We start from the raw sequence: 24,148 nt of genomic DNA, 5'->3' as shown, positions 1-24,148 counted from the left end.
TGGGGATTTTTCGTTTTACGGCAAATTGTCAACGAGGAAGACTGCGTGGCTCAACGTCAGCGCGGGGTACCGCCTTCGCAGAGCTCGAATCTGGAGAACCCTGTCCGTCTCATCGCCAGTAATGCTGCGAATGTCGTCGGGGGAGAGGGAACCAGCGATCTTGGCGCTCTGGCTGCTACGTCGGTACGTGTTGCCGAGCCCCGCAACAAACAGCACGAGAATGATGGCGGCGATCGCCAGCACCCACGAGGATTCGACGACTGCGGCGATCGACAAAACTATTGCGCTGACCAAGGCGAGAATCAGACTGATCTTCTCTAATCGACTTGGAGTATCAACCGGTACGTTCATGCGCATCTCCTTTCCACGGATCTTCCCATGTTTACTGTGTGCGCAAACATCGGTACCCACGACGCCCCGAAGAGCGCCGTGGGTACCAGAGCGAGGACCGTGTGTTAGTCGTCGAGTGTGATCAGCGGGTACACGCCGTTTTCGTCGTGTACTTCGCGACCGGTTACCGGGGGATTGAAGACGCACAGCATGCGCATCTGCTCATCCACCTCAATGCGGTGTTTTTCGAAGCCGTTGAGAAGGTACATCGAACCGGGTCCCAGTTCGTACACTTCGTCGTTGTCGAGGTCGATCAGCTTTCCGCGTCCCTCAACTAGCCACACAGCCTCAACGTGGTTTTGGTAGTGAAACTCGTTGACTGTGCCAGCCTTGATGGTTGTCTCGTGAAACGAGAACCCCACCCGGTCGTCGGCAAGGACGATCCGCTTGCTGCGCCAGTTGCCGTTCTCGGCGGTGACATCGCGCTCGGTATCAGTGATTTCTTGAGTGGTACGCACAATCATGAGCGACCCCTTTCGTGTGATCGGTGGTGGCTCAGCGCAGAACTTGCTTCGCAGCGTCGACCAAAATTTCGAGCCCGTGATCGATTTCTTCGTCAGTGATAGTCAACGGTGGCAGCAGCTTGACGACCTCGTCTGATGGGCCAGATGTTTCAGCGAGCAAACCATTGTTGAACGCGATTTCGCATGCTGCAGGCGCGAGTTCCGGGTTGTCGAACACAAGACCCTGGACCAAACCGCGACCGCGGTGCTTGACGCCACCGACTTCGTTGGCCAAAGCTTCAAAAGCGTCGGCGATTTTTTGACCCTTGCGAGGTGTGTCTAGTTCAAGGCCGTTGTCGGACCAGAAGGTCTCTAGCGCGACCTTGGACGTCACGAAGGCCGGATTGTTTCCGCGGAAGGTGCCGTTGTGTTCGCCTGGACCCCAAATGTCGAGTTCCGACTTGAACAAGGTCAGCGCCATCGGCAAGCCATACCCACTGATGGACTTTGAGATCGTCACGATGTCAGGTGTGATTCCTGCAAGCTCGAACGAGAAGAACGGTCCGGTGCGTCCACAGCCCATCTGGACATCGTCAACGATGAGCAGAATGTCGCGACGCGAGCACAGTAGTGCAAGTTCGCGGATCCATTCTGGTCGAGCTACGTTCACTCCACCTTCGCCCTGGACTGTTTCCACGATGACCGCCGCGGGGCGGTTCATGCCACTTCCTGAGTCGTCGAGAACACGCTCGAACCACTGGAAGTCCTCGGTGACACCACCGAAGTAGTTGTCGTATGGCATTGGTGTCGCGTGGACCAAAGGAATACCGGCACCGGCGCGCTTCATGGAGTTTCCGGTGACGGAAAGGGCTCCGAGCGTCATGCCGTGGAACGCGTTGGTGAAGTTGATGATCGCTTCGCGACCGGTCGCCTTGCGTGCGAGCTTGAGGGCGGCCTCAACAGAGTTTGTTCCGGTCGGACCGGGGAACTGCACCTTGTAGTCAAGGTTGCGCGGGTTGAGAATTACCTCTTCGAAGGTTTCAAGAAACTCTTGCTTCGCCACTGTGGCCATGTCTAGACCGTGGGTGATGCCGTCCTTGCCGATGTAATCCATGAGTGCTTCTTTGAGCACGGGATGGTTGTGGCCGTAGTTCAGCGATCCAGCGCCGGCGAAAAAGTCGAGGAACTTGCGTCCGGTCGTGTCTGTGATCCACGCGCCTTTCGCTGTGGTGAAGGTTGCGGGCCAGCCGCGGCAGTAGCTCCGGACTTCGGACTCGCGCGATGCGAAAATGCTAGGCAGTCCTTGTCCGGTGCCGGGCTTCTCGCCTTTTTGGTCAGAGGGCAAATCGGCAATGGTCATAACTGTTCTCCTTGAGGAATTGCGAATCAGCGATACTTACGCGTAGCGCACGGAAATTGACATTCAGCGTGGCGGAAACTCACCAATTCGGTAGAGATCCTCAGCCTCGTGACTGTCGGGAAAAAGATCCGGTGGGAATAAATCACTTCGCACAATTTCGGTATCGCGTGACCGTGCTAGCGACGTAAACAATGCGATTGACGCACCATTGTCGGGACTAATTGTTGTCTCGAGGTGGGTCGCGCGCTGCACGGGCGGTTGGTCGAGCAGCCAATCGAGCATGTTGTGGGCGATTTTCATCCCGCGATAGTCGCTATCGACTGCGACTTGCCAAACCATGATGGTCAGGGGGTCGCGTGGGCGGAAGTAACCGGTAACAAATCCCGCAACTCGTCCATCGACTTCAGCGACGACGGAAGATTCACGGAAATCTCGGCACCACAACACGTATGAGTAGCTGGAATTTAGATCTAGAACTTGTGAATCGCGGGCGATTTCCCACAATCGAATCCCGTCAGAGATTTCAGGAAAGCGGAAACGCACCGCGCTGCGGGCGGTGTTTGAGTTTTCGATGTCAGGTTTCATCGGTGTTTCAACTTTAACAACGCTGGGGTGAATTGTCAGGGTAGGTCGCGTTGCTTGTTGTCATTTGGGTCTCGTTTCCGCTGGGTAAGGCGCATGTGTGACCATTGTCATATTGAAATAATCTTAGCAGTGTATTAGGGATAGCGGCCGCCTAACGGTTGTGGTCGACGTACTCAGCAACCAGCGTCAACGGCGGAGCGAACGCACCAGCCTGCGTCGTCGCCAGAGCGCCAGACGCGGTCGCCCACCGCAATGCCGTGTCCACTCCGTTGTGCCAAAACGCCGCCAAGGCTCCAACAAACGCATCGCCAGCACCTGTTGCGTCAACGACGTCAACGCGAGGCGGAACCGTGTCAATGCTCCCGCCGCCCGGGCCGCGGTAGCGAGCGCCATCAGCACCATGTGTCGTCACAACATGACGCACACGGTGCAACTCTCGATGGAAGAAGTTGCTTTCGCGCTCATTCACCACCACAACATCAGTTGTGGCCAGCAAGTCGGGCGACAGTTCCATGACAGGCGAAGCATTGAGCATGACAACCGTGCCCGATCGGTACGCCAACGCTGCCGCCTCCTCAACAATCTCGATAGGGAGTTCTAGCTGCAGCAACAACACGTCGCACTCAGTTATCCGTCGACGGTCCTCAACACTAAGTTTTGTCATGGTCGCATTCGCTCCCGCCACCACCACAACGGAGTTTTCTCCACCGGCATCTACGGTGATAGCGGCGACACCGCAAGGGCCCTCAACCTGGCGCAACTCAGGTACGTGGACTCCCGCAACTTCAAGGGATTCGCGCAACACGGGCGTAAACCGGTCAGTTCCCAAAGCCCCAAGGAACCACACTTGACCGCCGAGATGTGACGCAGCCTTAGCCTGGTTAGCGCCTTTTCCGCCCGGGATCTCAGCGTAGGAGGTCCCACGCACAGTTTCACCAGCAAGAGGTAGGCGCGTGGTGGTAGTCACCAAATCAATGTTGACGCTACCTACGACACCGATGCGACTCATAACCAATAGCATGGCACGGTGCCGCCACTGCGAATCAGCAAACCGTAGTGAGATCTTCCTTCATTCAACCGGCTACCCTGTGAACATGACATCTGGCTCGACAATTGATGCAAAGCGCGACGGTGCAAACGACGGCGAACAAGATCTCCGCGGCGATGTTCATAACGCCGCCCGCCGTGCTCGAGTGGCCTCGCGAACCCTAGCCTTGCTCAATGCTGAGCAGAAAAATCGTGCGCTCCATGCTGCTGCGGATGCAGTTCTAGGCGCAGTAGACGCCATTATTGCGGCCAATAACCACGATATTGAGCGTGCGAAAGCCAGCGGAACTGAAGAAAGCTTGCTCGACCGACTCCGCCTCACGCCAGCCCGCGTCGACGGGATCGCCGCAGGGCTCCGCCAGGTCGCGGGACTCGACGATCCAGTGGGCGAAGTAGTGCAAGGAAAAACACTGCCTAATGGGCTTGAACTTGTGCAGAAGCGAGTGCCCCTCGGTGTGGTCGGAATTGTGTATGAGGCACGACCAAACGTCACTGTCGATGCATTCGGCCTTGCATTGAAATCTGGTAACGCAGTGTTGTTGCGGGGTTCGAGTTCGGCATCCAACTCGAACACTGCGCTCGTTGATGTTTTGCGCACGTCGCTGGTAGACAGCGGACTGCCAGCTGATTCAGTGCAACTCCTGCCCACCGAGGACCGCGCTACTGTTACGCACCTCATCCAGGCGCGTGGCCTCGTCGACGTGGTAATTCCGCGCGGAGGCGCAGGCCTGATCAACGCGGTGGTCCGCGATGCCACCGTGCCTACGATTGAAACTGGTGTCGGGAACTGCCACGTGTATGTACATTCCGCGGCTGACCTCGATATCGCAGAGAACATTGTGTTGAATTCAAAAACACGTCGTCCCAGCGTGTGCAACACGGCTGAAACGCTGCTTATCGATGAACAAATTGCACCAGTCGCTTTGCCCAGGCTTGTTGGCGCGCTAGAGGACGCCGAAGTGACACTGCATGGCGACCTTCCCGGCATGGTCGCCGCCGGTGAGGATGACTGGGCTGACGAATACCTCAGCCTCGACATGGCGGTAAAGGTTGTCGCCGGAATTGATGAGGCTATCGCCCACATTGAGAAGTACGGCACCAGCCACACCGAAGCGATCGTCACAGCAGACATCGCAGCTGCTCGAGAGTTCACCAGTCGCGTAGATGCGGCGGCAGTGATGGTGAATGCGTCTACAGCGTTTACTGACGGCGAGCAGTTTGGCTTCGGCGCCGAAATTGGTATCTCCACACAGAAGTTGCACGCTCGCGGGCCCATGGGCTTGCCGGAACTCACCTCCACTAAGTGGATTGTCTGGGGACAAGGCCACACCAGGCCCGTTTAATCTGTCCCATCCCCACCTTCGAGAGGGTCTGCGTGAACTTTTTTTCATCCCCAAGCGATGTCCTCGAACGCCTCGCTGAAACCGGCTACTTGGCAGATACCGCGACTGCGACTGCGGTTTTTCTCGCCGACCGGCTCGGGAAACCCCTTCTGATCGAAGGACCGGCAGGAGTAGGCAAGACCGAACTTGCCCGTGCTGTGTCCCAAACTGCGGGCGCTGAGCTCGTTCGACTCCAGTGCTATGAAGGCGTCGACGAGGCCAGGGCACTGTACGAATGGAACCACGCCAAGCAGATTCTGCGCATTCAGGCGGCACACGAAAATAGCTGGGAAGACACTCGCGACGATGTTTTTTCTGAGGAGTTCTTGCTCACGAGGCCCCTGCTGACCGCAATTCGACGCACCGACCCGACCGTGCTGTTGATTGACGAGACGGATAAGGCGGACATCGAGTTTGAGGGATTACTGCTTGAAGTCCTCAGCGATTTCGCCGTCACAGTGCCGGAATTGGGCACCATCGAAGCTACCCGCAGGCCCTTCACCGTCCTCACCTCAAACGCCACGCGAGAATTATCCGAAGCGCTGAAGCGGCGCTGCCTATTCCTCCACATGGACTACCCTGACCCAGTTCGAGAACGGAAGATTCTCGCAGCTCGAGTGCCCGAACTGCCGGACAAGTTCGCTGAGAAAATCGTCGACGTCATTACGGCGCTGCGCGGAATGCAACTAAAGAAGGCCCCATCGGTGGCGGAAACGATCGACTGGGCGCGCACTCTGCTCGCGCTTGGGGAATCAAAAATGAACGACGACGCGGTGCGCACGACCTTGGGCGTAATTTTGAAGCATCAGGTTGATCAGCAACGCGCACTCGTCGAACTGCGCCTCAACTAGATCGAGGACGACACCATGGGGGACAAGCAACCGCAGCATCCCATCGCGAGCCACCTCGTTGGATTTGTGGAGGCGTTGCGTGGCAAAGGCGTGCCTGTCGGTCCCGCGGAAACAGTCGATGCTGCGCGCGTCCTCACGCACTTAGCGCTCGCTGACCGGACCGTTGTGCGGGAGGGACTCGCGTGCGCGTTAGTACGTCGAAACACTCACCGCCCAACCTTCGACGGGTTATTTGACCTCTGGTTTCCTGCCGCAGTCGGCACTAAAACCGCCCATGACGAGAGTTCGGCTGACCCAGCCCGGGACGATGATGGCGACCTCGATATTCCGAAGCTACAAGACACTATTGCGGAGCTCCTGGCAGACAACTCAGACGAGGCGAAGACGGAACTTGACGAAGTTGTCACCCTGCTTGTCGAGGAGCTTGGCCAATACCGATCAATCAACGGCCAATCGTATTCGGCCTATCAAGCTTTACAAGCGATATCTCCGGACCAAATACTCGGAAAACTCCTTTCAGGATTGCTTGACCGCATTTCCACCGAACCCAGCGGTACGACTGCGGAGCCGTTCGCTCACGAAGTTGCCAAACGAAACGCAACCGAGTTTGTGCGGCGATTCCGCGCGCAGGTTGAGCAGGAAACGCAACGGCGAGTGGCACAACGGCTTGGCGTAGAAAAGGTGACCTCCTACGCGGTACCAAAGGTTGCGGAGCAAGTTGATTTTCTTCGCGCATCCGACCAAGACCTGCAAGCGCTCAAGGCAACCGTGGTTCCGTTGGCACGGTTACTCGCCACCCGCCTTGCTGTTCGCCGCAAGAAATTCCGCACCGGAACCATCGATATTCGTCGAACAATGCGTAAATCGATGACCACCGGGGGTGTACCCATCGACTTGGTGGCGCAAAAGCCCAAACACTCACGGCCCGAACTGGTCGTCCTATGTGATCTTTCTGGGTCGGTCGCCGGGTTTAGTACCTTCACCTTGCAGTTAGTGAACGCGCTGAGCGAGCAGTTCTCGAAGACACGGATTTTCGCTTTCATCGACTCAACTGATGAAGTGACCTCATTTTTCGACGCAAGCGCCGAATTGGGAACAGCGGTGTCGAGCATGATCCAACATACCCGCCTCGTAGCTTTCGACGGGCACTCTGACTACGGCAACGCATTCACCACGTTCAACGAACGATTCGACACAGCTGTCACCTCACGAACCTCCCTGCTGATTCTCGGCGACGGGCGCACAAATTTTCGTGACCCGAACCTTGCAGCACTTGCCGAACTTGTCAGCCGCGCACGCCACGCGCACTGGCTAAATCCTGAACCCGCGGCGCAATGGGGGAGCGGCGATTCCGCTGCCGACTTGTATAAACACCTCATTCCGATGCACGAATGCCGCACCGCTGAGCACTTAGCGGCAGTCGTGGCGCGGTTGCTGCCGGTGTGAGCACGTAAAGTAAACATTCGTGCAACCCGACCCGGCGAACGACACCGGCAAACATGGCGCACCGTTGACTCCGTCCGGTGTGGGCACTCGGCGACGGCTCGGGGTCATGGGTGGAACATTTGACCCCATCCACAACGGGCACCTCGTCGCCGCAAGTGAAGTGGCAGACAAGTTCTTTCTCGACGAAGTAATCTTCGTGCCCACCGGTCGTCCGTGGCAGAAAGAAGGCCGTGACGTCAGTGCGGCGGAGGACCGCTACCTGATGACGGTGATCGCTACCGCTTCAAATCCCCGGTTTTCAGTCAGCCGAGTTGATATTGATCGCGCAGGAATCACCCGAACCGTAGACACGCTTCGGGACTTCCGTGAGCGGCATCCGCATGACGAACTTTTCTTCATTACCGGTGCTGACGCCTTGGCAAACATTCTGTCGTGGCAGAAGTGGGAAGAGATCTTCGACTTAGCCAAATTCGTTGGAGTCAGCCGGCCGGGCTACGATCTTCACACTGAACACTTAGATCATCACCTTGATGGCTACCCAGACGACACCGTGACACTTATCGAAATTCCTGCGCTAGCAATTTCGTCTAGTGACTGCCGTGCCCGGGCCCGTGATGGGCGCCCTGTCTGGTACCTCGTTCCCGATGGCGTTGTGCAATACATCGCCAAACGCTCGTTATACATGTAATTTGCCTATACCAAGGAGAACCCCGTGACCGCATCTGACGACGCAATCCGTGCATCCCGAATAGCCGCGCTTGCCGCTGACGAAAAGAAGGCAACCGCTGTAGTTGTGCTCGACGTGTCTGAGCATCTTGTCATCACTGATTGCTTTGTCATCGCCACCGGCGAAAACGAGCGTCAGGTAAGCAGCATTGTCGACAATGTTGAAGAAAAGCTCCGTGAGATTGGCCTCAAGCCAACTCGACGTGAGGGTGCTTCCGAAGGCCGCTGGGCTCTGCTTGACTACGTCGACTTCGTAGTTCACATCCAACACGGTGAAGAGCGCTCCTACTACGGCCTTGAGCGCCTGTGGAAAGACTGCCCTGTCATCCCGGTTGAAGGCATTGAGAATGTTCCCGCAGCTGTCGACCACGACGCAGATGTAGCCGAAGACGGTACGGATCACTAAATCGGTCGACCATGGAGGGACCTTCACGAATGACCGCACCGGTCACCGTTCGAAAACTGCTTCTTCTGCGACACGGTCAGACTGTGTACAACGCGGAGAGCAGAATGCAGGGCCAACTTGACACCGCACTGTCACCCCTCGGGGAAGATCAAGCAGCGCGCGCAGCGGTGGTGCTAGCACGATGCAAACCGGTGGCGATCGTCTCGTCTGACCTGCATCGCGCCTACGACACCGCAGTGGCACTGGGAGACGAGGCGGGCATGGGCGTCGTCACGGATGTGCGGCTTCGTGAAACCCACCTCGGCGAGTGGCAAGGCTGGACCCACTCTGACGTGGATGCTAAACATCCAGGTGCCCGCGCACAGTGGCGGCTGAACGCGACGTTGTCCCCTCCCGGCGGTGAAAGCCGAGTGGACGTTGCACAACGGTCTGTCCCCGTGGTGGAGGAACTGCTAGCCCGATACGACAATGGTGACGCCGATCTCGCAGCATGGAACGACCGCCCCGTGGTGCTCGTAGCGCATGGGGGACTCATCTCGGCGCTGACAGCGAAACTGCTGGACCTTCCGGTGTCTCACTGGCAAATACTGGGTGGTCTCGGCAACGCGAGTTGGGTTCAACTCAGCCACTTCAGCAATACTGGCCTGTGGCGGCTCGATGTGTGGAACTCATCCGCGGAAGTTGCCCCCGATGTCTCCCTCTAACACGGCATCCCCGGCGCTGCTGGTCATCGGCGATTCCCTGTCATTCTTCGGGCCAAAAGGTGGGCTCCCAGCAGACCATCCGCAGATCTGGCCTAACCTGGTAGCCGCTAAACTCGGGTTGCGTTCGCACCTATGTGCGCGCGTCGGGTGGACTAGCCGCGATGGGTGGTGGGCGCTAACTCAAGACCCATTGGTGTGGGCCACCATCCCGCACGTAAGGGCCGTCGTTATTGCCCTGGGAGGCATGGACTCCTTGCCGTCGCCGTTACCAACAGCTCTGCGGGAACAAATCCGGTACATCCGGCCGACTCGGCTACGTACCGCTGTGCGTTCGGTTTACCGCAAACTACAACCTGCACTGTCGCCACTGGGTTGGCCAATGGCGCTACCACCGTCGGTGACCGTGTCGTACCTCGAAAAAATGCGCGAGGCACTCAGCGCTGTGCGACCCGACATACCGATCGTGGCGGTGCTGCCTGCCCTGCAATACAGTGAGTCGTATGCGCGAGTGCAACCAGGCCAGCCAAGGACTGCACACGCTATCGCCGCGTGGGCTGCGAAAAATAATGTCCCCGTGGTCGACATTCCGGGAGCGACATTCGAACACCTCAGGGCAGGCGAAGGTAACCCCGACGGCATTCACTGGAACTTTGATGCGCATCAACGCGTCGCAACGCTCATGGAGGCAGCTATCGTTTCATGTGAGCGTGCAATCCCAGATACTTCCGAGCGCTCAAGCTAACGAAGGTTGGTGAAGCTGTGGCTGTCATCGTAGTAACTGATTCGTCGTCCACACTTCCCTCCGACGTGGTTGCGCAAAATAATATCCGGGTTGTCCCGCTTCACGTCCTTCACAACGGGAACGACCTCCGCGAAGGGGTCGATGAAATTCCAAGTGCGGTATGGCGTTCGAACGGGGTTTCGACCGCAGGTGCGTCGCCTGAGGAATTGCGCGAAGTGTTCGACAAAGCAGTGCGCGACAGCGGTGGCGACGGAGTGGTAGGCATCTTCCTTTCGCGCAAACTGTCCTCCACCTGGGAAGCAGCCCACCAAGCGGCATCAGATATCGGTTCAGCAGTTCGTGTCGTTGATTCGCGCGCAGCTGCGTTTAGCTTGGCGTTTGTCGTACAAGCCGCCGCAGTCGCAGCGAACCGCGGGGCGACGCGTGACGAGGTGTACGACACGGCCGTCGACGCGGCCAACAGAACTAGTTCTTTTGTTTACGTGAATCAACTCGACAATCTCCGCCGTGGTGGGCGGATCGGTGCTGCATCGGCCTTGTTGGGGACGGCACTTGCCATTAAGCCTGTGCTGCAGCTCGAAGATGGCGCGTTGGGTATTCGGGAGAAAACCCGCACGGCGACGAAAGCGATCAATCGGTTAATCGATATTTCTGTCGAGACCGCAAGGCAAAAAGAACACGTCAGCATCGCGGTCCAGCATTTGGAGGCCGAGGACCGGGCGCGCGATGTGTTGGCTCGCGTGACCGCACGGCTTGAGGGGTTTCACGCCACTTATATCACTGACCTCGGCGCGGTCCTTGGGGTGCATTTGGGCCCAGGTGCGATCAGCGTGTCGATGTTCGCCCGCCGGGAATTCTGAGCGTTTTTATCTACGCAGCGCGGGTTATCTACGCAGCGCCGGTTATCCACACGATGGAGTTATCCACATTCTTGTAGGTAGTCCGTGCTGTGCTGTCTGCTCGGTCTCTACTGTCTGCCCATGCCCTATGACACGGACAAGGCGAGGGAACGCTACCGCGCGTTGATGTCTTTGCCTGCTCGACAGCCGACTACTGGCGACGCGACCGTCGGCGATGACACGAGTTTCGCGGATGATCCGGACTCGGCTGCCGCTGCACGTCCTGTAAACAATGCTGATGCTCCCGACTTTTTTGGTGAAACCCGCCGCGTTCCTCCAATTCCAGCTCGGCTTTCTCTGACGAAGGCAGGTGCGCTCGCACTTATTGGAGTCGGCATCGCGGGGGTGGTTTTTGCCGCGGTCGCGGCCCAGCGGGGTGGCCCGTCGGAAACACAACTCGCGCTAGTGCAAGGCGACATGAAAGTCGAGACACAACCCAATCACGCCGATCAACCCAGTGACCCGGACCAACCCAGTCACCCGGACCAGCATGGCGGCCACCGCGAATCTCTCGATGGCACGAAGTCAGACGCCGACACAAAGAACTTGTCGATGAGTGCGGAGCCACCCGAGCACATCGTCGTGAGCGTGGCGGGCCACATCCACACTCCAGGGCTTGTCACCCTGCCCGCTGGGGCGCGCGTTGCTGACGCTATAGCGCACGCAGGAGGCTCACAACTAGGTGCGGATACCATCACGCTCAACCTCGCCCACATCGTCCAGGACGGCGACCACATCGTAGTGGGGAACCGTGACGGCGCTGACAGCGCGGCACCGGTAGTAAGCATGATCATGAGCAGCGGAGAAGCCAAAACGAGTCCCTCGGCGTCAGGACCGGGAACCCCAAAAGCGCCGACAAAGGTCAACATCAATTCAGCCACCGTCGAACAGCTCACTGCGCTACCAGGCATCGGACCCGTCACAGGTCAAGCGATCGTGGACTGGCGCACCAACAACGGATCTTTTCAGTCAGTAGAACAACTACGAGATGTTCGAGGAATCGGACCCGCGAAGTTCACCCAAGTACGTGAATACCTTCTCCACTGACAGGGCCGCAATTGACGCACGACTCGCGCCCGCTGCACTGACCGCCTGGGCGACCACCATCCTCGCGATCGTCGGTGGCTCAGTCGTCGCCTTCCTTGTGGCGGGACTGGCAACGCTTGCAGCAGTGGTCGTCTGGAGATTTCCAAATTATCGGAAAACCCCAGATGATCGGAAAAACCTAGCGGCATTCCGTCGAGTCGTTGCTGTCGCCCTCATGTTTGGCGCAACATGTGCGATTGCAGGTGGGTTCTCCGCCCAGAGCATCGAATCCCACCCGCTACGTGACGTCGCCCCGCACGAGTCGGTCACAGTCGTCGCGGACGTGCGAACAGACCCGCAATTGCTTCGTAACCAGCACTTCGGGCAGCCCCGCCACGTCTTGCGCGCGCACATTGTGAGCGTGACGCAAACTGACCACACAGTCACCGCATCCGGGGCAATAACTGTCATCGCAACTGGGGAACATTGGGCTGACCTGCTTCCGGGGCAGCGCATCAGCTTCACCGCCACGACGAGGGAACCGAGGCGGAAGGACTTCACCGTCGCGACCCTGTTCACCACAGGCACGCCCGACACTGTGCGGGTACCTCAACGCGCGCAACGTATCGCCGGCCACGTTCGAAGCAGCTTCAAGGAGGTCGTACACAGAACATTGCCTGCATCAACGGCAGCCATTCTGCCGGGAATCGTGATCGGCGACCGTGCAGAAATGTCTGAAGACACCCGCAGTGCCTTTGTGACCACCAGCCTGACGCACCTCACCGTCGTCTCAGGCACCCACGTCACGATCGTGTGCGCGGCAGTGCTCCTGTCAACACGGTTTATCACGGGATCCCGGCGCCTCAGCGTGCTTCTCACTGCCATTGCGCTGGTGTGGTTTGTGATCATTTGTCGGCCCGAACCCAGCGTTCTGCGAGCTGCCGCAATGGGCACGGTGACACTCATCGCCCTGCTAAGTGGCAGGCGCCGACATGCGCTTCCCGCGCTGTGCGCGGCAGTGATTGTGCTGCTCGTCGTGAGGCCACAGTTGGCTGTCGATCTCGGTTTTGCGCTGTCAGTGACCGCCACAGCGGGACTCGTCCTCGCCACTCCGCCACTGACAAACGCACTTACCCGACGCGGCGTACCTGATGGACTAGCGGCGATCATCGCCGTCTCCACCGCCGCGCACTTCGCAACAGCACCGATCATCGCGGGAGTTCTTGGGCAGTTCAGCGTCGTCGCAGTGCTCGCGAACCTTGTTGTCGCACCCGTCGTCACCGCAGTCATCATCCTCGGGTACCTCGGCCTGGTGCTTGCACCGCTATCCGCCACACTTGCGGCCGTGCCCATATGGCTTGCGGGTCACCCCACGTCATGGATACTCGCCACCGCGCAATGGTGCGCCGCGCTTCCCAACGCCAGCATCGAGGTACCACGCGGCATTCCAGGGGCGGTACTGATGGTCATCGTGACGCTGGCGGCATCAGCACTCATCTGGGCGAAACGCTGGCGCCTTCTTGTTCTCGTAGTTGCCGTCAGTGTCGCAGCGGGGTGGGCCGTTGCCCGCGTAGCCTTCAGCGCCACCATCCCAACCGGGTGGGTGGTCGCTGCTTGCGACGTGGGACAAGGAGACATGTTCGTGCACGCAACGGGTCCACAATCAGCGATCGTGATCGATGTCGGACCCGCGCCAGACCTTGCGGACAGCTGCCTGCGAACTTTGGGGATTAACACCGTAGATCTCGTCATCATTACCCATTTTCATGCTGACCACGTGGCGGGATTGTCCGGTGTCTTCACGGGGCGGAATGTTGGTGCGGTCGCGATTGGGCCTGGTCAGGACCCGCAATCCGGATTCGATGATGTTGTGGCTACCGCCCAGAAAACGGGCGTACCCATAATGGAGATACGGCTCGGGGACGAAGTCGACTTACCTGCGACAACCCTCAGAATTCTTGGGCCAAATCCGGACCTAGCTCCGTATCTGTCGCCGAATGATCAGTCAGTCGTCGTCTCTGCGACAACCCGCGTGGAGGAAAACGAATCCATGACACTGCTGTTCTGCGGCGATATTGAGTTCGAAGCACAACAGTGGTTGCTCGACCACGCCCCGGAAGCGCTCACCGCCGACATTATGACTGTCCCGCATCACGGAGCGGCGACAACGCTCCCGCAATTCCTGCACGCAGTCGCACCCGAAATCGCGATCATCAGCGCAGGGCGGGACAACACCTATGGGCATCCGCACACTGAGGTTCTCGATGCGCTCGAGTCAATGAACGCACATGTAGCCAGAACTGACGTGCACGGGCTAATCACGGTCCGACCGACTTCACACGGGGTGCAGATTGTGGGGGAGTACGCCAATGTGCCACTGTCATGAGGTGTCAGTTCACCTGGTTGTAGGCGATGAAGAATTTCTCGTAGACCGAGCGATGCGGCGAATTATCGCTACTGTGCGTGACAGCGCAGACACGGAAGCGGAATCGGTGCAAGTAACCCGCATGCGCGCAGGTGATGTCAGTACCGCCCACCTCGCCGAGTTGCTCAGCCCATCGCTGTTCGGCGAAGACCGGGTCGTCGCCCTTGAATCGGCTGACGAAGCAGGCAAAGACGCTGCCGCCATCATTGAAACCACGGCCCGTGACGTTCCTGCCGGAGTCACCCTCATCGTGGCCCACTCCGGCGGTGGACGCGCGAAAGCACTCGCCGCGAGCCTGCAAAAAGCAGGCGCAGAAGTTCACCGGTGCACCAAACTCAACGCCTCCGAGCGGTCAGAGTTCGTACGCTCCGAGTTTCGCGACCACGGGGTACGTGTGGCCCCCGATGTGATCGCCACAATCATTGATGCCGTTGGTTCGAACCTGCGCGAACTTGCTGCAGCATGCTCGCAACTCATCGCAGACACAGGAGGGAAAGTCACCGCAGCGACTGTGCATCAGTACTATGCGGGCAAAGCTGAAGTGAGTGGCTTTGATGTGGCCGAGAAAGCAGTAAATGGCAACAAAGGTGGAGCGCTTGAAGCATTGCGGTGGGCGCTGCACACTGGGGTGCCCACTGTGGTGCTTGCTGATGCCCTGGGGGAGACTGTCCGCTCAATCGCGCGCGTTAGCGCCGCGGGGCGAGGGGACCCCAACCGTCTAGCTTCACAGTTGGGTATGCCGCCATGGAAGGTGAAAAAGACCCAAGCGCTTGCCCGCACCTGGACGCCCGAGTCGTTGACCACAGCGCTTAGCGCCGTGGCACGCCTGAACGGTGATGTGAAAGGTGGAGCTGCCGATACTCACTACGCGTTGGAACGAGCGGTCATCGCGGTCGCTACGCTTGCCCGGTAGGTATCAGCCACCCAGCAACCTACGACAGCCATGAGTAGATGCAACAAATCTGGGGTCCTTCACCATGGTGAAGGACCCCAGAAAAGTTTATGACTAAGTCAGCTGATCTTGTTGAAAGCCTGCGACATGGCAGACTTCTTGTTCGCTGCTTGGTTCTTGTGAATGACACCCTTGCTAGCGGCCTTGTCGAGCTTGCGGTTCGCTGCTTGAAGGTGCTTCTCTGCGGTTTCTTTGTTGCCTGCGGCCGCTGCCTCACGGAAGTTCCGGATAGCAGTGCGAAGCGCAGACCTTACCGACTGGTTGCGGAGTCGGTCACGCTCGTTGGTGCCGATCCGCTTCAGCTGAGACTTGATGTTGGCCACGCGTACAACCCCTGGTCAGATTCGTCTAATGGATGACTTAAGCACTCTTTTTACAGACCTTCGTTAGAATTTCTGAAAGGGACAGAAGTTCTAGTCGAAGTTGTCTACGTCGGGAGTGCGTGCGCAGCAGCCATTGGCTGACAGTGCGCGCCGAAGGGCAAGACTACCACCGGTTTCGTTTCGACACCAAACGCCGCATTACGCTGATCGACATGGCTCCCACAATCGCACCGCAATGGTTCACGCCACGTACTCGAAATCGCGCCGTGGTTGCAGTTCCGCTCGTGGTGGCAATCGCGGCCGGAGTCCTGTTCCTTACCTGGTTGCCTTCGCTGCCCGACAGCATAGTTACGGGTTGGGCGTCGGAAGCCGAGGTGCCCACCACTGTGGTGACGGCATCGTCGGTGGTGTGGTCTTACCTTCTTGCGGCGGCTGTCACGATTGCGCTCACGGTGTTGGGGTTGCTTGTTGAGGCGCGTGCGGTTGTTGCCCGGGTGACGGTGGGCTGCGCGTGGGGGATCATCGCGTTCATTACTGTCGCCACGGTGGACATGCTGTCAGCGCACCGGGGTATTAGTTCTGGTGATGAAGTAGTACAACTCCCTGAAGGTGGGTTGCTGACAACAGTGGGGCTTGCCGCTGTGAGTGCGTGTATCGGCGCTTGGCTGGTTGTTCCCACGCAACGGTCGTGATGCCTGCTAGTCGTGTCGGGTGTGCCCGGTCTGTGCTTTGCCGAAATTTATGGAAACGAAATATTAACGCAGCGTCGAGAGATTCTGCGTGCCGAAACCTTGGGAATGTAGCACCATGGACGGAGTGAGTTCTGGTTCAAGATCGCCCCGCGCGCAGAGCGCCCTGTACGAAGCGCTCCAGCAAGCTGACGAGGCTGGGCACGGCGAATACGTGTTCAGCGGTTACGCCGGTACAGGGCCGGTTCATGAGCATTACGCCAAGGCGTATGACGAGATGTTTGACGCTCAAGGCAATGTGCGAGCGGCCTATAAGGGCATTTTTTCGGCGCTAGCCCCGGCCACCGCGATGGACCTAGCGGCCCGCGCGGACGCATTGGGCCGAGCGTTCCTTGACCAAGGGATCACCTTTTCGCTGTCGGGGCAGGAACGTCCGTTTCCGCTCGATTTGGTTCCGCGAGTGATTGCTGCCGCGGAGTGGGCGAAGCTTGAAAAGGGAATTAAGCAGCGAGTGAAGGCGCTCGAGCTTTTCCTCGATGACATTTACGGCGAGCAGAACATTTTGCGAGACGGCGTGTTACCTCGTCGGCTTGTGACTTCATGCCAGCACTTTCACCGTGAGGCGATGGGGATCGTCCCGCCGAATGAGGTGCGTATCCACGTAGCGGGCATCGACCTGATCAAGGACGAGAAGGGCGTATTTCGCGTTCTTGAGGACAACCTGCGGTCACCGTCGGGTGTGTCCTACGTACTTGAGAATCGTCGGACGATGACCAGGGTGTTCCCTGACTTGTTTGCGAGCCACCGGGTTCGTGCTGTCGCTGATTACCCGGCCTACTTGTTGCGTGCGTTGCGAAACTCGGCTGCGCTCAATGAGGCTGATCCAACTGTTGTTGTGTTGACGCCAGGTGTCGCGAACTCTGCCTACTTTGAGCACTCGCTCCTCGCTCGCCAGATGGGTGTGGAGCTCGTTGAAGGTCGCGACTTGTTCTGTCGAGACAATGTTGTCTACATGCGGACAACTGAGGGCGAGCAGCAGGTCGATGTGATCTATCGGAGGATCGACGACGAGTATCTTGATCCCCTTCAGTTCAGGCCCGATTCCGTGCTCGGTATCCCCGGAATTCTCAACGCCGCGCGTGCGGGCAATGTTGTTATTTCCAGTGCGGTGGGCAACGGCGTCGGCGACGACAAATTGGTGTACACCTATGTGCCCACGATCATCGAGTACTACTTAAACGAGAAGCCTCGCCTACCCAATGTGGATACCTTCCGGTGTTGGATCCCAAGCGAACTTGACGAAGTACTTGATCGCATCGATGAGCTCGTGATCAAACCGGTCGAAGGTTCGGGTGGGTATGGAATCGTGTTCGGCCCCGATGCTTCGCCAGCTGAATTGAAAGCCATAACGAAGAGTGTGCGAGATAGCCCGCGCGATTGGATCGCGCAACCCGTCGTGCAGTTGTCCACAGTCCCGACGAAAATTGGCGATGAACTGTGCCCGCGTCACGTTGATTTGCGGCCCTTTGCTGTAAACGACGGCGAGGAAGTATTTGTGTTGCCAGGTGGGCTGTCTCGGGTGGCGCTGACAGAAGGCTCTCTCGTCGTTAACTCAAGCCAGGGCGGCGGCAGCAAGGACACATGGGTGCTTGCGTCTGCTCGGGGTGCCGTGGAGGACCGCGAGGTAGTGGGTGATGAGTTGGTAACTGAACCTAAGACTGCGCACCGGGCCGAAGTCGGGCCCGATCTCGGTACTGATCAAGAACAACAGCAACAGCAGTAGGAGGTGAGGGGTCGTGCTCGCACGTAACGCAGAGTCGTTGTATTGGATAGGGCGGTATGTGGAACGCGCGGATGATCTTGCGCGGATCCTGGACGTGGCCGTTCACCATCTGCTCGAAGATTCCACCGTGGATCCAGATCGAACATCCCGTGTGCTGCTGAAGGTGCTCGGTGTCGAGCCACCAGAAGAGGGCACTTTGGATGTGTGGTCGTTGACCGAACGGGTCGCCTACAACCGGGAAAATAACGGTTCGATCGTGGACTCGCTTAACCGTGCGCGAGATAATGCCCGCGGTGCCCGTGAGGTGACGTCGACGGAGATGTGGGAATGTCTCAACACGACGGTGAATGGACTGTCGTCACGCGAGCGTGCTGCGCGGTTGCTTGGTCCGCACGAATTCTTTCGTTACGTCGAAGAGCGAGCAGCGATGTTTGCTGGACTTGCGGACACGACTCTCAGCCGAGATGACGGGTACCGGTTTTTGATCCTAGGACGGTCGGTTGAGCGCGTGGACATGCTTGTGCGCTTGCTGCTTTCGCGTGCCGGGGATAGGACACTGTCGCCGTCCTGGGTGACGGTGTTGCGTTCCGCCGGCGCGCATGACACCTATTTGCGAACGTACCGGGGAGCGCTCGACGCGGGCCGGGTCGTGGAGTTTCTGCTGCTTGATAGGCTTTTTCCGCGTTCTGTTTTTCACGCGATCCGCACTGCTGAGATTGCGTTGGAGGAGCTTGATAATCGTCCCCGTAGTCGTATCGGTGCGCGCGCGGAAGCACTCCGATTGCTTGGTAGAACGCGCAGCGAGTTGGAGTTCTTGCGTCCGGGAATTTTGCTTGAGGACTTGCAGCCGCGGTTGCTCGGATTGTTGGACACGTGCACCGAGGTGAATGAGGCGGTGGCGTTGCAGTACTTCCACTCTGCGCCGTGGGTGGCGTGGAGCGATGCAGATGCGACGCACGATGACTTGATTCAGGTGGAGGCGGAACTGTGAGCTGGCGAATGCGAATTGTTCACACGACCGGGTACAACTACGAAACTCCCGTCACCCGTTCCTATAACGAGGCAAGGCTGAGTCCTCGGAGCGAACCTCGTCAGAACGTGATCCTTAACCGGGTGGAAAGTGTTCCGGCCACCAGGTCCTACCGCTACACCGACTACTGGGGCACGCAGGTCACGGCTTTCGATCTTCATGCGCCGCACACTGAGCTTGAGGTTGCTGGCTTGTCGGTTGTGGAGACTGACCCGTCGGTTCGCCCGGACGAGCGGGTTACATGGAGCGATCTTGCTACTGATCGCATCTTGGACTGGTTCAACGAGTCGCTTCTGAACACGAATTACGTGCCGAAGAACGCTGAGCTGATTTCCATTGCGCGCGGCCTGAAAAAGGGGCTTAGGCCTGACGAGGCGGTCGAGGCGATTTCCCAGTGGGTGCATTCAGAAATGTCCTACGTTCCAGGAACCACTGGGGTTCACACGTCCGCTGTAGAGGCGTGGGAGGAACGCAAAGGCGTGTGCCAGGACTACGCGCATCTAACTTTGTTGATGCTGCGCGGGATTGGTGTTCCGTGTCGCTACGTATCGGGGTATCTGTACCCGCGCAGTGATTCCAACATCGGCGAAACCGTGTCGGGTGAGAGCCATGCATGGATTGAGGCATGGACCGGTGGCTGGTGGGGTTACGACCCGACAAATGCAACTGATGTGAGTGAGCAGCACGTCGCTGTTGGTGCTGGTCGTGACTACAAGGATGTGCCTCCGCTGCGCGGCATCTACATCGGCGGAAAGTCTAAGGCTCTGGATGTCGTCGTTGACATCACTCGGCTAGCGTAATTTGGTCGATTCCTGATTCTTCGTTGAGTCCAGCATCGAGTCCAGCAGTGACGGCGCTCATGCGTGCTGCGACAGTGCTGCGCAAGGCTGCGAATGCTGCGGTAGCGCCGGCACCTGGGCAGGACGTGTCGTTGAGATCACGGTGTTGCGCGATGATGGGGACGCGGTACCGAGCGCCGGTGTCGGGTTCGGTGTAGTTCACTGTGGCGGTTGGGTCGAAGCCTAAGGCGGCGCACAGCGCGGCAAGTACCCGGATGAGTGACGTTTGTGCTGCGCGGCTTGGTCGGCTGGTTGAGAAATCGCCGAGCAAGCAGATGCCGATGTTGCCGCCGTTGAGAGCGTAGGCGTGGCCTGCCGTGACGAGTTCGGCGGTGCCGTTGCCGCTCGGTGGTTGGCGGAAGACGGGTGATTGGTCGTTTCCGGTGTCCCGTCCGGCATAAATGGTGCCTGCTGGGTCGATAAGCAGGTGGTAGCCAACATCGCCCCAGCCCAGTGTTGTCGCGTGGTAGCGGTAGATCGCTCGGACCGTGGCAGCGGGGCTTGACCAGAGCGCGGTTGCTGAGTGATGCACTGTGATCATCTGTGGGCGACGAAAGGACCTGCGCCAGGTGTTGCCCCCTGCTGGAGTTTGGGCGCCCCACCCGCTGCGTGTGACGACGGGGATGGACAGGAAGCGCGTCGTTGAGTTCGGTACGCCTGTGAGCGAACGTACGCGACCGTTGATCGCTACCGCTGACGGTTGAGTTGAGGGGTCATCGTGGGCCACTTCGACCGATGAGCAGCCGTCGGGGATGAGAAGGAGGTCGGTGGACAGGCCTACTGGATGTGTGTCGGGGCAGTGGCTACTGGGGGCGAGGTGGTGCCATTCGCTTTGTGTCCCGTTGGCGATGAACCGCACGCGAGCTGGTTTGGTCGCCGCGTTGCCGAATGTCACACCGACATAGTCGGCTGACAGTGGTGGCGCTACCGGTGCACCGATTGGGATGTGGGTGATTACGTCGACATCTGCAGCGGCTTGGGGGAGGGTTCGTGGGGCGAAGGCAGCGAGCGCTGAGGGAAGCGCCACCGCTCCAAGTGCTGCGGTGGACGCTGTGGCCACGAACCGTCGACGATTGACGCTGTGCGCTGTAGTTGGCAGGTGTTGTGTCACATGGAGCCCCGTACGTCGGTGGAGGGATAATCCTGATGTTGACCACGGTAGAGGTGAGCTCAATAAAAAAGTTTTGCTACCCGAAAAAGAAACTCAGTTGTAAGCAAAGTGATACTTCCCGCACAACGCCAAGGCGCTGACCTGTGGACTTACCTACAGCTAGGGCGAAAATGTGGAATGCGGGCCCATACCCCATAGAATCGAACATCAGTGACTTTCCACAAGGTCAGTCTCGACAATCGTCATCGAGTTGTAAGGAGCCGAGTGCCTAGCTTCGCGGACACAACGTTCACCGATCCTGCCAGGATCAGGAACTTCTGCATCATTGCGCACATCGACCATGGCAAGTCCACCCTTGCCGACCGCATGCTGCAACTCACCGGCGTCGTCGATGAACGGCTGATGCGCGCTCAGTACCTCGACCGCATGGACATCGAGCGTGAGCGCGGCATCACCATCAAGGCCCAAAACGTACGACTTCCCTGGGCCATCACCAAAGAAGACGGCACCGAAGAAGACTACGTCTTGCAGGTGATCGACACTCCTGGTCACGTCGACTTCACGTACGAAGTCTCACGCGCACTGGAAGCGTGCGAGGGCGCCATCCTTCTCGTTGACGCCGCACAAGGCATTGAAGCGCAAACGCTGGCCAACCTGTACATGGCGCTTGAGCGGGACCTCGCAATCATCCCCGTGCTCAACAAGATCGACCTCCCCTCGGCGGACCCTGACCGCTACGCGGAGGAAATCGCCCACATTGTTGACTGCGAACCAGGCGATGTTCTACGGGTGTCTGGAAAAACAGGCATAGGTGTTAAGGAGCTTCTCGACGAGGTCGTCGCTAAGATTCCACCGCCGGTTGGCGATGACGCCGCACCTGCTCGCGCGATGATTTTTGACTCCGTTTACGACACGTACCGAGGTGTGGTTACCTACGTGCGTGTAGTTGACGGGCGTATTACCCCTAAGCAAAAAATCCTCATGATGTCTACGGGGGCGACCCACGACCTCCTCGAAGTTGGCATCATTTCTCCTGAGCCGAAAAAGTGTGACGGGCTCGGAGTTGGCGAGGTCGGATATCTCATCACGGGTGTGAAAGAGGTTCGCCAATCGAGGGTTGGTGACACCGTGACCTCGGCGCGGAACAGCGCAACCGAAGCTCTCGTTGGTTACCGCGACCCCAAGCCCATGGTGTATTCGGGTCTGTATCCGCTAGACGGCTCGGACTACCCAGTTTTGCGCGATGCGCTCGACAAGCTGCAACTCAACGACGCTGCCTTGACGTACGAGCCCGAAACGTCGGTTGCTCTAGGCTTCGGTTTCCGCTGTGGCTTCCTAGGGCTATTGCACATGGAGATCACCCGTGACCGGTTGGAACGCGAGTTCAACCTCAGCCTGATCTCAACCGCTCCGAACGTGGTGTATCGACTGGAAATGGAAGATAATTCCGAAATCGTCGTCACCAACCCCTCCGACTGGCCAGAAAGCAAAGCGCGCAGCATCTTTGAACCAATGGTCAAATGCACGGTTATTACTCCGTCGGAGTTCGTCGGCACCGTTATGGAGCTGTGTCAGTCCCGCCGCGGGGACCTAGGTGGAATGGATTACCTGTCGGAGACTCGTGTCGAAATGCGATACAAGATCCCCATGGCGGAAATCATCTTCGACTTCTTTGATGCTTTGAAATCTCGAACCCGCGGATATGCCTCACTCGATTATGAGGAGTCCGGCGAGCAAGAAGCAGATCTCGTCAAGGTCGATATCCTGCTCCAAGGTGAAGCAGTCGACGCCTTCAGCGCAATTGTTCACAGAGACGCCGCGCATACATACGGGAATAAGATGGCGGTGAAACTGAAGGAACTTATCCCGCGCCAGCAGTTTGAGGTCCCGATTCAGGCGGCAATAGGCGCCAAGATCATCGCCCGCGAAAATATTCGCGCAATCCGTAAAGACGTTCTTGCCAAGTGTTACGGCGGCGACATTAGCCGTAAACGCAAGCTGCTGGAAAAGCAGAAGGAAGGCAAGAAGCGGATGAAAACCATCGGACGCGTCGATGTTCCGCAGGAAGCGTTCGTTGCAGCACTTTCCACGGATTCATCTGCGGATAAGCCAAAGAAGTAGTGGCCTGCGTGCCCGCACTTGTGCGGGCACGCAGCTTTCATGCGTTAAAGGTGCCCGCCATCACTGAAACGGCGTTCCCGCCGAGTAGAACGCGGCCGGGTTTTTCGATGCGAATGTGCACCGTGCCGCCGCGTCGTGAGCTCTGAAACCCCCGCAGGTGAGACCTGTTCAGGCGTTCGGCCCAAAATGGTGCGAGTACGGTGTGTGCGCTCCCGGTAACAGGGTCCTCGGGCACTCCCACTGCGGGCGCGAAGAACCGCGAAATAAAGTCGTGCTCATCAGTGGCAGGTGCAGTCACGATTACGCCCCGTGCGGGTATTGACGCGATCTTTTCTAGATTTGGTTGCAGCATCCGAACTGTGTGTTCGTCAGGAAGCTCGACGAGGATGTCACCCGTCGCGCCCTTCCATGCACCGAGGACTGGTGCACCTAGTGCGGCCTGAATGTCGGTGTCGGCTTCCATACGTTCGGGCGGTTCGGACGGGAAATCCATCCACAACATGTTGTCAGTTTCGGACACTGTCAGTATTCCGCTTCGTGTCGCAAAGCGGAATGGCCCCGAATGACCTTGTGCTGCCAACACGTGCGCAGTAGCTAGAGTGGCGTGCCCGCAGAGGTCAACCTCGACTTCGGGCGTGAACCAGCGCAGATCCCAAGTATCGTCCGCGATTGGTAGCGCGAATGCGGTCTCGGCCAGGTTGAATTCCGCGGCTACGTTCTGCGCCCACGCAGAGTCGTACGGGCGTTCAAGGATGAAAACGGCAGCTGGGTTTCCCCGGAATGGGACGTCTGTAAACGCATCGATGACCTGGTAGTGGTACATGGCGAGAGTCTAACTAGTGCGGCTATGAATGTCGTGTGGTAGGCA

24 protein-coding genes are annotated in these 24,148 nt (G+C 58.4%); 16 read left to right on the top strand and 8 right to left on the bottom strand.

Features of this window, described 5'->3' with window-relative positions:
- Positions 1–15: 15 nt before the first annotated feature.
- The 5 genes from IEW73_RS13045 to IEW73_RS13025 all read right to left on the bottom strand — a co-directional run bounded on the left by IEW73_RS13045 (position 16) and on the right by IEW73_RS13025 (position 3,787).
- Positions 16–351: a hypothetical protein gene (locus tag IEW73_RS13045; RefSeq protein ID WP_188675867.1), complete on the bottom strand. Its 336-nt coding sequence runs from the start codon at positions 349–351 to the stop codon at positions 16–18.
- A 104-nt stretch (positions 352–455) separates the two neighbouring features.
- A complete protein-coding gene (locus IEW73_RS13040) occupies positions 456–854 on the bottom strand; it encodes an ectoine synthase (RefSeq protein WP_188675865.1) in 399 nt (132 codons plus the stop codon).
- A gap of 31 nt (positions 855–885) precedes the next feature.
- Positions 886–2,193, bottom strand: a complete 1,308-nt coding sequence (gene ectB / locus IEW73_RS13035; RefSeq protein WP_188675862.1) for a diaminobutyrate--2-oxoglutarate transaminase — start codon at positions 2,191–2,193, stop codon at positions 886–888.
- 63 nt (positions 2,194–2,256) lie between these two features.
- Positions 2,257–2,778, bottom strand: a complete 522-nt coding sequence (gene ectA / locus IEW73_RS13030) for a diaminobutyrate acetyltransferase (RefSeq protein ID WP_188675860.1) — start codon at positions 2,776–2,778, stop codon at positions 2,257–2,259.
- A 151-nt stretch (positions 2,779–2,929) separates the two neighbouring features.
- Entirely contained in the window at positions 2,930–3,787 is an 858-nt protein-coding gene (locus IEW73_RS13025) for a ribokinase (protein WP_229676001.1), read from the bottom strand.
- Between the two features lie 85 nt (positions 3,788–3,872).
- Here IEW73_RS13025 and IEW73_RS13020 point away from each other — a divergent pair, with 85 nt between their 5' ends.
- The 11 genes from IEW73_RS13020 to holA all read left to right on the top strand — a co-directional run bounded on the left by IEW73_RS13020 (position 3,873) and on the right by holA (position 15,345).
- A complete protein-coding gene (locus tag IEW73_RS13020; RefSeq protein WP_188675854.1) occupies positions 3,873–5,168 on the top strand; it encodes a glutamate-5-semialdehyde dehydrogenase in 1,296 nt (431 codons plus the stop codon).
- A 32-nt stretch (positions 5,169–5,200) separates the two neighbouring features.
- The gene (locus IEW73_RS13015; protein ID WP_229676000.1) at positions 5,201–6,058 is read left to right on the top strand and encodes an AAA family ATPase; all 858 of its coding nucleotides are present in this window, start codon (positions 5,201–5,203) and stop codon (positions 6,056–6,058) included.
- A gap of 15 nt (positions 6,059–6,073) precedes the next feature.
- On the top strand, positions 6,074–7,504 hold the full coding sequence (locus IEW73_RS13010) for a vWA domain-containing protein (protein ID WP_188675851.1): 1,431 nt from the start codon (positions 6,074–6,076) through the stop codon (positions 7,502–7,504).
- 79 nt (positions 7,505–7,583) lie between these two features.
- Positions 7,584–8,192 (top strand): nicotinate-nucleotide adenylyltransferase, encoded by a 609-nt coding sequence (gene nadD / locus IEW73_RS13005; protein WP_188676917.1) that lies wholly within the window; start codon positions 7,584–7,586, stop codon positions 8,190–8,192.
- A gap of 24 nt (positions 8,193–8,216) precedes the next feature.
- Positions 8,217–8,636, top strand: coding sequence for a ribosome silencing factor (rsfS, locus tag IEW73_RS13000; protein WP_188675849.1), 420 nt, complete (start codon positions 8,217–8,219; stop codon positions 8,634–8,636).
- Between the two features lie 29 nt (positions 8,637–8,665).
- Positions 8,666–9,340, top strand: a complete 675-nt coding sequence (locus tag IEW73_RS12995) for a histidine phosphatase family protein (RefSeq protein WP_188675840.1) — start codon at positions 8,666–8,668, stop codon at positions 9,338–9,340.
- The gene (gene octT / locus IEW73_RS12990; protein ID WP_188675837.1) at positions 9,327–10,082 is read left to right on the top strand and encodes a diglucosylglycerate octanoyltransferase; all 756 of its coding nucleotides are present in this window, start codon (positions 9,327–9,329) and stop codon (positions 10,080–10,082) included. The genes IEW73_RS12995 and octT overlap by 14 nt, the downstream gene beginning before the upstream one ends.
- Positions 10,083–10,099: 17 nt before the next feature.
- Positions 10,100–10,942, top strand: coding sequence for a DegV family protein (locus tag IEW73_RS12985; RefSeq protein ID WP_188675834.1), 843 nt, complete (start codon positions 10,100–10,102; stop codon positions 10,940–10,942).
- A gap of 120 nt (positions 10,943–11,062) precedes the next feature.
- Positions 11,063–12,028: a ComEA family DNA-binding protein gene (locus tag IEW73_RS12980; RefSeq protein ID WP_188675832.1), complete on the top strand. Its 966-nt coding sequence runs from the start codon at positions 11,063–11,065 to the stop codon at positions 12,026–12,028.
- Entirely contained in the window at positions 11,970–14,393 is a 2,424-nt protein-coding gene (locus IEW73_RS12975) for a DNA internalization-related competence protein ComEC/Rec2 (protein WP_188675829.1), read from the top strand. Before IEW73_RS12980 ends, IEW73_RS12975 begins: the two co-directional genes overlap by 59 nt.
- Positions 14,377–15,345, top strand: coding sequence for a DNA polymerase III subunit delta (gene holA, locus IEW73_RS12970; RefSeq protein WP_188675826.1), 969 nt, complete (start codon positions 14,377–14,379; stop codon positions 15,343–15,345). The genes IEW73_RS12975 and holA overlap by 17 nt, the downstream gene beginning before the upstream one ends.
- Positions 15,346–15,443: 98 nt before the next feature.
- On the opposite strand, the gene rpsT is transcribed toward holA, so the two are convergent.
- Entirely contained in the window at positions 15,444–15,707 is a 264-nt protein-coding gene (gene rpsT / locus IEW73_RS12965) for a 30S ribosomal protein S20 (protein ID WP_188675823.1), read from the bottom strand.
- Between the two features lie 119 nt (positions 15,708–15,826).
- On the opposite strand from rpsT, the gene IEW73_RS12960 reads away from it, so the two are divergent.
- The 4 genes from IEW73_RS12960 (at position 15,827) to IEW73_RS12945 (ending at position 20,009) form a co-directional block, all read left to right on the top strand.
- Entirely contained in the window at positions 15,827–16,399 is a 573-nt protein-coding gene (locus tag IEW73_RS12960; protein ID WP_188675820.1) for a hypothetical protein, read from the top strand.
- A gap of 211 nt (positions 16,400–16,610) precedes the next feature.
- Positions 16,611–18,179 (top strand): circularly permuted type 2 ATP-grasp protein, encoded by a 1,569-nt coding sequence (locus IEW73_RS12955; protein ID WP_372433646.1) that lies wholly within the window; start codon positions 16,611–16,613, stop codon positions 18,177–18,179.
- 13 nt (positions 18,180–18,192) lie between these two features.
- Positions 18,193–19,170, top strand: coding sequence for an alpha-E domain-containing protein (locus IEW73_RS12950; RefSeq protein ID WP_188675814.1), 978 nt, complete (start codon positions 18,193–18,195; stop codon positions 19,168–19,170).
- Positions 19,167–20,009: a transglutaminase family protein gene (locus IEW73_RS12945; protein ID WP_188675811.1), complete on the top strand. Its 843-nt coding sequence runs from the start codon at positions 19,167–19,169 to the stop codon at positions 20,007–20,009. Before IEW73_RS12950 ends, IEW73_RS12945 begins: the two co-directional genes overlap by 4 nt.
- On the opposite strand, the gene IEW73_RS12940 is transcribed toward IEW73_RS12945, so the two are convergent.
- A complete protein-coding gene (locus tag IEW73_RS12940) occupies positions 19,993–21,159 on the bottom strand; it encodes a peptidoglycan recognition protein family protein (protein ID WP_188675807.1) in 1,167 nt (388 codons plus the stop codon). The two genes, IEW73_RS12945 and IEW73_RS12940, sit on opposite strands and share 17 nt — an antisense overlap.
- A 264-nt stretch (positions 21,160–21,423) precedes the next feature.
- Between IEW73_RS12940 and lepA the strand changes: the two genes are divergently transcribed.
- The gene (gene lepA, locus IEW73_RS12935) at positions 21,424–23,280 is read left to right on the top strand and encodes a translation elongation factor 4 (protein ID WP_188675804.1); all 1,857 of its coding nucleotides are present in this window, start codon (positions 21,424–21,426) and stop codon (positions 23,278–23,280) included.
- Between the two features lie 37 nt (positions 23,281–23,317).
- On the opposite strand, the gene IEW73_RS12930 is transcribed toward lepA, so the two are convergent.
- Positions 23,318–24,103, bottom strand: coding sequence for a PhzF family phenazine biosynthesis protein (locus IEW73_RS12930; protein ID WP_188675801.1), 786 nt, complete (start codon positions 24,101–24,103; stop codon positions 23,318–23,320).
- Positions 24,104–24,148 lie beyond the last annotated feature (45 nt).

It is taken from the genome of Hoyosella rhizosphaerae (assembly GCF_014643175.1).
Classification (GTDB): Bacteria; Actinomycetota; Actinomycetes; order Mycobacteriales; family Mycobacteriaceae; genus Lolliginicoccus; species Lolliginicoccus rhizosphaerae.
This window is presented reverse-complemented; position numbering and strand designations above follow the sequence as displayed.